At 73.3% G+C, this 11,999-nt stretch carries 11 protein-coding genes and 1 tRNA gene; all 12 read left to right on the forward strand.

The genetic code is table 11. From position 1 onward, the window contains the following. Positions 1-167: 167 nt before the first annotated feature. Positions 168-485: a GIY-YIG nuclease family protein gene (locus QWY29_RS01865; protein ID WP_300958955.1), complete on the forward strand. Its 318-nt coding sequence runs from the start codon at positions 168-170 to the stop codon at positions 483-485. A gap of 158 nt (positions 486-643) precedes the next feature. Next, positions 644-722, forward strand: a tRNA-Gln gene (locus QWY29_RS01870). 1 nt (position 723) lies between these two features. Then, positions 724-2,226 (forward strand): bifunctional UDP-N-acetylglucosamine diphosphorylase/glucosamine-1-phosphate N-acetyltransferase GlmU, encoded by a 1,503-nt coding sequence (gene glmU / locus QWY29_RS01875; protein ID WP_300958956.1) that lies wholly within the window; start codon positions 724-726, stop codon positions 2,224-2,226. Positions 2,227-2,260: 34 nt separating this feature from the next. Further along, entirely contained in the window at positions 2,261-3,241 is a 981-nt protein-coding gene (locus QWY29_RS01880) for a ribose-phosphate diphosphokinase (RefSeq protein ID WP_300958957.1), read from the forward strand. A 236-nt stretch (positions 3,242-3,477) separates the two neighbouring features. Then, the gene (locus QWY29_RS01885) at positions 3,478-4,152 is read left to right on the forward strand and encodes a 50S ribosomal protein L25/general stress protein Ctc (protein ID WP_300958958.1); all 675 of its coding nucleotides are present in this window, start codon (positions 3,478-3,480) and stop codon (positions 4,150-4,152) included. Between the two features lie 66 nt (positions 4,153-4,218). After that, entirely contained in the window at positions 4,219-4,818 is a 600-nt protein-coding gene (gene pth, locus QWY29_RS01890; protein ID WP_300958959.1) for an aminoacyl-tRNA hydrolase, read from the forward strand. Then, positions 4,815-5,420, forward strand: a complete 606-nt coding sequence (locus QWY29_RS01895) for an HAD family hydrolase (RefSeq protein ID WP_300958960.1) — start codon at positions 4,815-4,817, stop codon at positions 5,418-5,420. Before pth ends, QWY29_RS01895 begins: the two co-directional genes overlap by 4 nt. A 183-nt stretch (positions 5,421-5,603) precedes the next feature. Beyond that, the gene (locus QWY29_RS01900; protein WP_300958961.1) at positions 5,604-6,383 is read left to right on the forward strand and encodes a 3'(2'),5'-bisphosphate nucleotidase CysQ; all 780 of its coding nucleotides are present in this window, start codon (positions 5,604-5,606) and stop codon (positions 6,381-6,383) included. Between the two features lie 63 nt (positions 6,384-6,446). Next, positions 6,447-6,959, forward strand: coding sequence for a hypothetical protein (locus tag QWY29_RS01905; RefSeq protein WP_300958962.1), 513 nt, complete (start codon positions 6,447-6,449; stop codon positions 6,957-6,959). Between the two features lie 92 nt (positions 6,960-7,051). Next, a complete protein-coding gene (mfd, locus tag QWY29_RS01910; protein ID WP_300958963.1) occupies positions 7,052-10,612 on the forward strand; it encodes a transcription-repair coupling factor in 3,561 nt (1,186 codons plus the stop codon). Positions 10,613-10,648: 36 nt separating this feature from the next. Next, entirely contained in the window at positions 10,649-11,338 is a 690-nt protein-coding gene (locus QWY29_RS01915) for a hypothetical protein (protein ID WP_300958964.1), read from the forward strand. A gap of 5 nt (positions 11,339-11,343) precedes the next feature. Then, positions 11,344-11,994, forward strand: a complete 651-nt coding sequence (locus tag QWY29_RS01920; RefSeq protein WP_300958965.1) for a MazG nucleotide pyrophosphohydrolase domain-containing protein — start codon at positions 11,344-11,346, stop codon at positions 11,992-11,994. Positions 11,995-11,999: the final 5 nt, after the last annotated feature.

Genomic DNA, 11,999 nt, shown 5'->3' on the forward strand with positions numbered 1-11,999 from the left:
GCTGGTCGAGCAGGGAGGGCCGCCGATCCGCTGGTCGAGCAGGGAGGGCCGCCAGGCCCGACCGGCGACGAGACCCGGTGACGTCCCCACAACCGCGACCACGCACGGTCCTCCACAGGCCGCCGTACCGCCCGCTTCGCTCCGCCGACGCCGGGCAGGACCGCCGCATGCCCTGGACCTACATCCTCGAGTGCGCCGACGGCAGCTTGTACGTCGGCAGCACGTTCGACCTCGAACGCCGTCTCAGCGAGCACGACCTCGGACTCGGCGCCGCCTACACGCGACCGCGGAGGCGACGACCGGTGCGGCTCGCGTGGTGCGAGGAGTTCTCGCGCGTCGAGGACGCGTGCGCCGTGGAGAAGCGGCTGCAGGGCTGGGGGCGCGCGAAGCGGCTGGCTCTGGTCGAGGGTCGCGTGGCCGACCTGCCCGCCCTGGCACGTGGCCGGTCGCGGCGCCCGCGGTCGGAGCGGGACGACCGTGGTTGAGGCCCTGCCCGGGTGCGGGGGTCTCGTCGACGCTCGCTGGCGCTCGCTGCTCGACCAGCGGGGTGCCTCGCTGCTCAACCGGTGGGGTGCTGGCGCGCGCTGCTCGACCAGCGGTGGGGCCTTAGGCTGACCCGGTCCTCCGGTCCGCCGGGGGGCGTTCCCCGGTTGGTCTGCCGGCAGGGCCCGCCTGACTTTGAATCAGGACTAGCGACGTAGGTTCGACTCCTACCCGGGGAGCGTGACGAACAACCTGACGGTCATCGTGCTCGCGGCCGGTGGCGGGACCCGGATGCGCTCCAAGACACCGAAGGTGCTGCACCCCGTGTGCGGGCGCAGCATGCTCGGGCACGTGCTGCACGCGGTGCGGGCGACCGAGCCGCGGCGGGTGGTCGCGGTGGTCGGGCACCAGCGCGAGCTGGTGGCGCCGCACGTGCACGAGCACGTGCCGGACGCGGTGCTGGCGGTCCAGGAGGACCAGCTCGGCACCGGCCACGCCGTCCGCGTGGCGGTCGAGGCGGCAGGCGGGCTGGACGGCGGCACGGTCCTGGTGGCGTACGGCGACACCCCGCTGCTCGAGGGCGGGTCGCTGCGGGCCTTCGTGGCCGAGCACGAGGCGGCCGAGCGGGCGGTCAGCATCCTCAGCGGGATCGTGCCGACGCCGTTCGGCTACGGCCGGGTCGTCCGCGACGCCGACGGCGACGTGGTGGCGATCGTGGAGGAGAAGGACGCGACGCCGGACCAGCGCGACATCCGCGAGATCAATTCGGGGATCCTGGCCTTCGACGCGGGGTTCCTCGCTGAGGCGCTGCCGCGGATCGGCAACGACAACGCCAAGGGCGAGTACTACCTGACCGACACCGTCCAGCTGGCCCGCGACGCCGGGCTGACCGTCGGCGCGCACCCGCTGGACGACGTGCTGCAGACCGAGGGCGCCAACGACCGCGCGCAGCTGGCCGAGCTCGGCCGCGAGATGAACCGCCGCATCGTCACCCGGTGGATGCGGGCGGGCGTCACGGTGATGGACCCGGCGACGACGTGGCTCGACGCCGACGTCGAGCTGGCCCAGGACGTCACGATCCTGCCCGGCACCCAGCTGCTCGGCGCCACCGTCGTCGGCGAGGACGCCGTGGTCGGCCCCGACACGACGCTCGAGGACTGCGAGGTCGGCGCGGGCGCCCGGGTCGTGCGCACCCACGGCCAGCTCGCGGTCGTCGGCCCCGACGCGACCGTCGGCCCGTTCGCCTACCTGCGGCCCGGCACCAGGCTGGGCGCGGGCGGCAAGATCGGCACCTTCGTGGAGACCAAGAACGCCGACATCGAGGCCGGCGCCAAGGTCCCGCACCTGTCCTACGTCGGCGACGCCACGATCGGGGAGGGCACCAACATCGGGGCCGGCACGATCTTCGCCAACTACGACGGCGTCGCCAAGCACCGCACGACCATCGGGCGCCACGCGCGGACCGGCTCCAACAACACCTTCGTCGCACCGGTCACCATCGGCGACGGGGCGGGCACCGGCGCCGGGACCGTCGTACGCCGTGACGTCCCCGCGGGTGCGCTGGCCGTCAGCGCCGGCCCCCAGCGCGACCTCGAGGGGTGGACGCTGCGCAAGCGACCCGGCACCGCGCAGGCGGCCGCGGCCGAGGCCGCGACGGGTGCTGCGGGAGACACCGCTCACACCGAGCACGGTGCGGACGTGGACGGAGTTGGGGGCTGCTCCTCCGGAGGGGCAGAATCCTGAAGCACCCACCTCCGGCGACTCAGGGAGCTCCATCATGACCGGGATGAAGAAGACCACCGAGAAGAACCTCATGGTCTTCAGCGGTCGGGCCCACCCCGAGCTGGCCGAGGAGGTGGCCGGGATCCTCGGCACCGACCTCGTGCCGACCTCGGCCTACGAGTTCGCGAACTCCGAGATCTACGTCCGCTACGAGGAGTCGGTCCGCGGCTGCGACGCGTTCGTGCTGCAGAGCCACACCGCTCCGATCAACGAGTGGATCATGGAGCACCTGATCATGGTCGACGCGCTGAAGCGCGCGAGCGCCAAGCGGATCACCGTGGTCATGCCGTTCTACGGCTACGCCCGCCAGGACAAGAAGCACCGCGGCCGCGAGCCGATCTCCGCGCGGCTGATGGCCGACCTGTTCAAGACCGCCGGCGCCGACCGCCTCATCTCGGTCGACCTGCACGCCGACCAGATCCAGGGCTACTTCGACGGCCCCGTCGACCACCTGATGGCGTTGCCGATCCTGACCCAGTACGTCAAGGAGAAGTACGGCGACCAGGAGCTGTGCGTCGTCTCCCCGGACGCCGGCCGGATCAAGGTCGCGGAGCGCTGGTCGGCCAAGCTCGGCGGCGCCCCGCTGGCGTTCATCCACAAGACGCGGCGCACCGACCGGCCCAACGAGACCGTCGCCAACCGCGTCGTCGGCGAGGTCGCGGGCAAGATGTGCATCCTCACCGACGACATGATCGACACCGGTGGCACGATCGTGAAGGCCGCCGAGGCCCTCATGAAGGACGGCGCCGCGGGCGTCATCATCGCCGCCACCCACGCGATCCTCTCCGACCCCGCGGTCGACCGGCTCAAGAACTGCTCGGCCGTCGAGGTCATCGTGACCAACACGCTGCCGATCGCCCCGGAGCGGGAGTTCGACAAGCTCACGATCCTCTCGATCGCGCCGCTGGTCGCCCGGGCCATCCGCGAGGTCTTCGAGGACGGCTCGGTCACCTCGATGTTCGACGGGCACGCCTGACCCACCGCCTCGACGGCGACGAGGCCGCCGGCGCCGTCCGCCGGCGCCGTCCCGAATTGGCCTCGCGCGACCCGCGTCCCTAGACTGCTGCGGTTGCCTCGGCGAGGGAGTGTCCGGCCGCACCGGCTGTGGACGGCTCCGTGATCGACAGGGCTGGTCGTGCCTCCGGGTGTGCCGCGCCGTCGAGCCGAGGCCCCGAGCCGCACGAACCAGACCCACGTACGAGGAGGGCCACGATGGCCAGCGAGAAGATCACCGCCGAGAAGCGCACCGAGTTCGGCAAGGGCGCCGCCCGCCGCATCCGCCGCGAGAACAAGGTCCCCGCCGTCATCTACGGCCACGGCAACGACCCCGTCCACGTCACCCTGCCGGGCCACGCCACCATGCTCGCGCTCAAGCACGGCGGCGCCAACGCGCTGCTCGAGCTCGACATCGAGGGTGACACCCAGCTCGCGCTGACCAAGCAGGTCCAGATCGACCCGATCAAGCGCCACCTCGAGCACGTCGACTTCGTCGCCGTCGTCCGCGGCGAGAAGGTCACCGTCGACATCCCCGTCCTCGTGACCGGCGAGGCCGCCCGCGAGACGCTCGTCGTCACCGAGAACTCCACCGTGTCCATCGAGGCCGAGGCCACCCACATCCCCGAGTCCATCGAGGTCTCGGTCGAGGGCCTCGAGGCCGGCACCCAGATCCTCGCCTCGCAGCTCGAGCTGCCCTCCGGCTCGACCCTGCTGGTCGACGGCGACACCCTCGTCGTCAACATCACCGAGCAGGTCTCCGCCGAGGCCCTCGAGGCCGAGCTGGCCGACGCCGAGGCCGACGCCGGCATCGAGCGCGACGAGTCCGACGACGAGGCCGCCGCCGGTGCCGCCGAGGGCGACTCCGCGGACGCCTCCGCCGACTCCGAGTAAGCCACCCCCGCGCAGGGCACGACGTACGACGTGCGCCTGTTCGGAACCAGGAAGGGCCGGGACCCCGTGACCGACACCGCTACCCCCGTGTGGCTCGTCGTCGGCCTCGGGAATCCCGGCCCGACCTATGCCGGCCACCGGCACAACATCGGCTACCTCGTCGCCGACGAGCTGGCCACCCGGATGGGCTCGTCGTTCCGCGCCCACAAGACCGGCCGCGCCGACGTCGTCGAGGGCCGGTTCGGCGCCCCCGGCTCCGACCAGGCCCGGGTCGTCCTGGCCCGTCCGCGGTCCTACATGAACGAGCTCGGCGGGCCCGTCAAGGCGCTCGCGACCTTCTACAAGGTGCCGCCGGAGCGGGTCGTCGCCATCCACGACGAGCTCGACATCCCCTTCGACACGATGCGCGCCAAGCTCGGCGGCGGCGACAACGGCCACAACGGCCTGAAGTCGATCCGCTCCTCCCTCGGCACCGGCGACTTCCACCGCGTGCGGGTCGGCATCGGTCGCCCGCCGGGCCGCCAGGAGGTCGCCGACTTCGTGCTGTCGAGCTACTCCGCGGCCGAGCGCAAGGTGCTGCCCTTCCAGGTCGACACGGCCGCCGACGCCGTCGAGTGCCTCGTGCTGGAGGGGCTCGAGCGGACGCAGCAGAAGTTCAACTCGTGATCCGGGCCGTCCTCGTCGACGCCGACGGCGTCCTGCAGGTCAACCCGGCCGGGTGGCTGGAGTCGCTGCGGGCCCTCGTGCCGCACGGGTCGGGCGAGCAGTTCAGCGACCACCTCTTCGAGGCCGAGCAGGCCGCGATGACCGGCGAGCGCGCCTTCCGCGACGTCGTCGCCGAGGTGCTCGACCACTGGGGCGTCCCCGAGCGCGCCGACGACCTCGTCGAGCACTACCACCGGATCGAGGTCGTCAGCGACACCGCCGAGGTCGTCCGCGACCTCCGCGAGGCCGGGGTCCCGGTCCACCTCGCGACCAACCAGCACGACCTCCGCACGGCGTACATGCGCGAGGAGCTGGGGTACGGCGACCTCCTCGACTCGACCTTCTCCTCCTGCGAGCTCGGCCTGACCAAGGACGACCCCGCCTTCTTCGGCCGGATCGTCGAGCAGCTCGGCCTGGAGCCCGGCGACGTGCTGCTGGTCGACGACAAGGACCGCTTCGTCGACGCCGCCCGCGACGCCGGCCTGCACGGCGTCGTCTGGACCGTCGACGACGGCCCCGCCGCTCTCCGCGCCCGCCTGCGCGAGCACGGCCTCCCGCTCTGACCGCTGCGGTTGGTCGAGGAAGGCGCGCAGCGCCTGTCTCGAGACCCGGTGACGTGCTCGCCGCCCTGCGCCGCTCACCGGGTCTCGACGACGCTCAGGCCGCCAGACGGCCTTCGCTGCTCGACCAGCGGTCTCGCGTGCCACCTGGCGTCACTGGCGCGGGCGGGTCCTAGGCTGGCGCCCGTGACCTTCGACGCCGGTTCCCCGCCCGAGTCCGCTGCCCACGACGACCACGTCCTCGCGACGTGGTTGGCCACGGTGGCCGGCGAGCGCCTGCTCGAGGTGCGCGCCGAGGGCCTGGAGGGCAAGGAGCTCAAGGACGCCGGCGACCGGGCGGCCCACGAGCTGCTGATGGGCCTGATCGCCGAGCACCGGCCCGACGACGCCGTGCTGTCGGAGGAGGGCAAGGACGACAAGGTCCGCCTGCAGAAGAGCCGCGTCTGGATCGTCGACCCGCTCGACGGCACCCGCGAGTTCTCCGAGGTGCCGCGCGACGACTGGGCCGTCCATGTCGCGCTGTGGCAGGACGGCGACCTGGTCGCGGGTGCGGTCGCGCAGCCCGCGCTGGGGGAGACGTTCAACACCGGCCAGCCCCCGGTCGTCCCGCCGCGCACCAGCGAGCGGCCGCGGATCGCGGTCTCGCGCAGTCGCCCGCCGGAGTTCGTCCACGCGCTGGCGCAGGAGATCGACGCCGAGCTGGTCCCGATGGGGTCGGCGGGCGTGAAGGTCATCAGCGTCGCGCGCGATGTCACCGACGCCTACGTGCACGCGGGCGGCCAGTACGAGTGGGACTCCGCGGCCCCGGTCGCCGTCGCCCGCGCGGCCGGCCTGTTCACCAGCCGCGTCGACGGCACCCCGCTGGAGTACAACCAGGAGGACGTCTACCTCCCCGACCTGATCGTGTGCCGGCCCGAGCTGGCCGAGCAGATCGTGGAGTTCGTGAAGCGGTACGGCGTCGCCTGACCGGCCCGCGTGACCGGCCCGCGTGACCGGCCTGCTTGACCGGCCCGGGCGCACACTGGCGAGGTGGAGCAGCCCGAGGTCCTCGAGCAGCCCGGCCGCGCGCCGGTGCGACGGCGTACGCACCTGCTCCTCGCCGCGGCAGCGGTGCTGGCGGTGGCCGGCTGGGCCGCCGACCACGACCTGCGCGAGCAGGAGGAGCGGGCGGTCGCGGGCTGCCGCGAGGCGGCGACCGCGGCGACGGCCCGCACCGACGCATCGATGGCGATGATCCGGGCCTACGTGCAGCCGGCGCTGCTGTCGGTGCCGGAGGGCAGCAGCCAGGACGGCTTCTTCGCGCTCGTCGCCGACGAGGCACTCGAGGTCGCGCCGCGGATGGACGAGGCGCTGGTCCGGTGCCGCGACGTCGACGTGCTCCCGGTCCACCGCGCCCTCCAGCGCCAGCGGGACGCGTACGTCGACCACCTGGCCGCCCGCGCCGACTGGCTCGCGGAGATCGCCGCGGACGGGCGCGCCTACTACCGCGACCGCCCGGAGCTCAACCGGCTGCGGGAGGCCGCGTTCCCGGACCGGTCGTAGGATCGGGTACCGCCCCCGGTGTCCCCCCGACCCGGGGCGTTCGTGCTGCGCAGCCGCGGCACCGACCTCCACGACCACCTCTTGGGAGCACCGTGAGCCTCACCGGCCTGGCCGACGTCGTCCTCGCCGACCCCACCCTCGCCGCCGCGGTGGAGGACGCCCGCGGCGGGACCGTCCGCGCGCTCGACCTCACCGGGCCGGAGGCGCTGCGGCCCTTCCTGGTCACCGGCCTGGTCCGCGCGGGCCGCACCGTGCTGGCGGTCACCGCGACCTCCCGCGAGGCCGAGGACCTGGTCGACGCGCTCGGCTGCTTCCTCGACCCGAGCACGATCGCCTACTACCCGAGCTGGGAGACGCTGCCCCACGAGCGGCTCAGCCCCCGCAGCGACACCGTGGGCCGTCGGCTGGCCGTGCTGCGCCGGCTGGCCCACCCCGGCGACGACGCGACCAACGGCCCGCTGCAGGTCGTGGTCGCGCCGGTGCGCAGCGTGCTCCAGCCGCAGGTCAAGGGCCTGGCCGACCTCGAGCCGGTCGAGCTGGTGCCCGGCGACACCGCCCCGCTGGAGGACGTCGTCCGGCGCCTGGCGGACGCGGCGTACACCCGCGTGGACCTGGTGGAGAAGCGCGGCGAGTTCGCGGTGCGCGGCGGGATCGTCGACGTCTTCCCGCCGACCGAGGAGCACCCGCTCCGCGTGGAGATGTGGGGCGACGACGTCGAGGAGATCCGGACCTTCTCCGTCGCCGACCAGCGCACGCTTGACAAGGCCACGCGGCTCTGGGCGCCGCCGTGCCGCGAGCTGCTGCTGACCGACGAGGTGCGCGAGCGCGCCGCCGAGCTCGGCCGCCAGCACCCGACGCTGGTGGAGCTGACCGACAAGATCGCCGCCGGCATCGCCGTGGACGGCATGGAGTCGCTCGCGCCGGTGCTCGTCGACGAGATGGAGCTGCTCGTCGACCTGATGCCCGTCGACACCCACGTGCTCGTGCTCGACCCCGAGCGGGCGCGCAGCCGCGCCCACGACCTGGTCGCGACGAGCGAGGAGTTCCTCGGCGCGAGCTGGGCGGCGGCCGCCAGCGGCGGGACCGCCCCGATCGACCTGGGCGCGGCGTCGTACCGCTCGCTCTCCGACGTCCGCGAGCACTCGCTGGACCAGCACAAGCCGTGGTGGACCATGAGCCCCTTCGGCATCGCCGACGAGGGCGCCGGGCCGGTCACCGACGTCGACGCGATCGACGGCGCGGTGCCGACCCGGGCTCTGCCGATGCACCCGGTCGACGCCTACCGCGGCGACCTCGAGCGCGCGGTCAAGGACATCGGCACCTGGCTCGCCGAGGGCTACCGCACCGTCGTCGCCCACCCCGGCCACGGTCCCGCCAACCGCATGGTCGAGGTGCTCGCCGAGCACGACGTCCCCGCGCGCCTCGTCGAGGACCTCTCCGAGCCGCCCGCGACGGACGTCGTCACCGTCACCTGCGCCTCGGCCGCGCACGGCTTCGTCGACGAGCAGGGCCGCACGGTGCTGCTCACCGGCGAGGACCTGACCGGCCAGAAGTCCTCGACGCGCGACATGCGCAAGATGCCCGCGCGCCGCAAGAAGCAGATCGACCCGCTCGAGCTCAAGGCCGGCGACCACGTCGTCCACGAGCAGCACGGCGTCGGCCGGTTCGTGGAGATGAAGCAGCGCGAGGTCGGAGGCGCGGTCCGTGAGTACCTCGTGCTGGAGTACGGCGCCTCCAAGCGCGGCGGCCCCGCCGACCGGCTCTACGTCCCGGCCGACGCGCTCGACCAGGTAACGCGCTACGTCGGCGGCGAGCAGCCGAGCCTGGACCGCCTCGGCGGCGGCGACTGGGCCAAGCGCAAGGGCCGGGCCCGCAAGGCGGTGCGCGAGATCGCCGCCGAGCTGATCAAGCTGTACGCCGCGCGGCAGGCCACCCAGGGCTACGCCTTCGGGCCGGACACCCCGTGGCAGCGCGAGCTCGAGGACGCGTTCCCGTTCCAGGAGACCCCCGACCAGCTGAGCACGGTCGACGAGGTCAAGGAGGACATGCGCAAGACGATGCCGATGGACCGCCTGGTCTGCGGCGACGTCGGCTACGGCAAGACCGAGATCGCCGTGCGCGCGGCGTTCAAGGCGGTGCAGGACGGCAAGCAGGTCGCCGTGCTCGTGCCGACCACGCTGCTCGTGACCCAGCACCTCTCGACGTTCGCGGAGCGGATGGCGGGCTTCCCGGTCGTGCTCAAGGCGCTCTCGCGCTTCCAGAGCGACAAGGAGGCCGCCGAGGTGATGAAGGGGGCCGCCGAGGGCAGCATCGACATCGTGGTGGGCACCCACCGGCTGCTCAACCCCGACATCCGGTTCAAGGACCTCGGGCTGATCATCGTCGACGAGGAGCAGCGCTTCGGCGTCGAGCACAAGGAGCAGATGAAGCGGCTGCGCACGTCGGTCGACGTGCTGTCGATGTCGGCGACGCCGATCCCGCGCACGCTGGAGATGGCGATCACCGGCATCCGCGAGATGTCGACGATCACCACGCCGCCGGAGGAGCGGCACCCGGTGCTGACCTACGTGGGCGCCTACGAGGACCGCCAGGTGGTCGCCGCCGTGCGCCGCGAGCTGCTGCGCGAGGGCCAGGTCTTCTACATCCACAACCGGGTCAACTCGATCGAGAAGGCCGCCGCGAAGATCCGCGAGCTCGTCCCCGAGGCGAGGGTGGCCACCGCCCACGGCCAGATGGGCGAGAAGCAGCTCGAGCAGGTGATGCTCGACTTCTGGGAGAAGCGCTTCGACGTGCTGGTCTGCACGACGCTGGTCGAGTCCGGCCTGGACGTCTCCAACGCCAACACGATGATCATCGAGCGCGCCGACACCCTCGGCCTCTCCCAGCTCCACCAGCTGCGCGGCCGCGTCGGCCGCTCCCGCGAGCGGGCCTACGCCTACTTCCTCTACCCGGCGGAGAAGCCGCTGACCGAGACCGCCCACGAGCGGCTCGCGACGCTGGCCCAGCACTCCGACCTCGGCGGCGGCATGGCGATCGCGATGAAGGACCTCGAGATCCGCGGCGCCGGCAACCTGCTCGGCGGCGAGCAGTCCGGCCACATCGCCGACGTCGGCTTCGACCTCTACGTCCGCCTCGTCGGCGAGGCCGTCACCGAGTTCAAGGGCGAGGCCGAGCCGGAGCTCAACGAGGTCCGCATCGAGCTGCCCGTCGACGCCCACCTGCCGCACGACTACATCCCCAGCGAGCGGCTGCGGCTGGAGGTCTACAAGCGGCTGGCCGAGGTGCGCAGCGACGAGGACGTCGACCAGGTGCACGAGGAGCTCGTCGACCGGTACGGCGAGCCGCCGGAGGTCGTCGCCTCGCTGCTGCTCGTCGCGCGGTTCCGCGCCCGGGCCCGCAAGGCCGGCATCGGCGAGGTCACCGTCGCGGGCAAGAACGTCCGGTTCGCGCCGGTCAGCCTGCCGGAGTCGCGGGTGGTGCGGCTCAACCGGATGTACCCGAAGTCGATCGTCAAGCCGGCTCTCGACACGATCCTCGTGCCGCGCCCGCAAACCGCGGTCGTGGGGGGCAAGCCCATCGGGGGCATCGCCCTGCTTCAATGGGCCCACGGTGTGATCGACGCCATCATCGACCCGCCGGAGACCACCAGCTGACCACCGGCTGACCGCCGGCCCCACGCAGGAGACGCCGTGACGCGAACCCGCCCGATCCTCGGCCTCGTGGCCGCCGCCGTCCTCGCCTCCGGGCTGACCGGGTGCGGTGTCGCCGGGACCGGCTTCTCGCCGGGCCTGGCGGCCGAGGTCGGCGACACCTCGATCACGACCGACCGGGTCGACGCGGTGGCGGCGTCGTACTGCGACGCGCTGCGCCCCCAGCTCGAGGGCCAGGTCGTCCCGCAGCGCTACCTCACCTCCGGCGTCGCCGGCCAGCTCGCGCTCGCCGCGGCCGCCGAGCAGCTCGCCGCGGAGGTCGGGGTCGAGGCGGGTCCCGACTACGCGCGCCAGGTCGCCCAGCTGCGGCGCGCGGTGGCGGGGCTGCCCGAGGACCAGCAGGAGGCCGTGCTGGCCGTCGAGTCGGCCGGCAGCCGGGTCAGCGACCTCGTCGTCGGCGTCGGCCGCGAGCTGGCCGAGCAGGAGGGCCTCGCCGACGCCACCGACGAGCAGGTCGCGGAGCTGGGCAACCAGGCGCTGGCCGCGTGGCTCGACGACAACGACGTCGAGGTGAACCCGCGCTACGGGGTGGAGCTGCGCGACGGCCAGCCGGTCGACGTCGACCGGTCGACCTCCGTCGCGGTCGGCGAGGTCGCGACCGCCGCCCTGGCCGACGCCCCCGACCAGGAGTACGCCGCCACGCTGCCCGAGTCGCAGCGCTGCGGCTGACCCGCATGACCGGTCCGGGCGAGCCGCTGCTCGAGTTCCGCTCGGTCATGCGCCGGCTGCGTGCCGAGTGCGGCTGGAAGCGGGCGCAGACCCACCGCTCGCTCGCGCGCTACCTCCTCGAGGAGACCCACGAGACGCTCGAGGCGATCGACGTGGGCGAGGAGACCGGCGACTGGTCGCACCTGCGCGAGGAGCTGGGCGACCTGCTGCTGCAGGTCTACTTCCACGCGGTGGTGGCCGAGGAGCGCGGCGCGTTCACCCTCGACGACGTCGCCGCCGACGTGACCGCCAAGATGCGGCGTCGCAACCCGCACGTCTTCGGGTCCGCCGCCGACGCCGCGGACGTCGATGCCAACGACCCGGCGGCGGTCAACGAGGCCTGGGAGGCCGCCAAGGCGGTGGAGAAGCAGCGCTCCTCGGTCACCGACGGCCTGCCGCCGGGCCTGCCGGCGCTGCTGCTCGCCGACAAGGTGCTCGACCGGCTCCAGCGGGCGGGCACACCGGTCGTGCCCGTCGTGCCGGTCGCGCTGGACGCGGCCGGGGACGCCGACCTCGGCGACCGGCTGCTCGCCCTCGTCGCCGAGGCCCGGGCGGCCGGCACCGACCCCGAGCAGGCGCTGCGCGACGCGGTGCGGCGGGTCGTCCGCGACGCCTGAAGCGC

The organism is Nocardioides abyssi (assembly GCF_030412915.1).
Taxonomy (GTDB): domain Bacteria; phylum Actinomycetota; class Actinomycetes; order Propionibacteriales; family Nocardioidaceae; genus Nocardioides; species Nocardioides abyssi.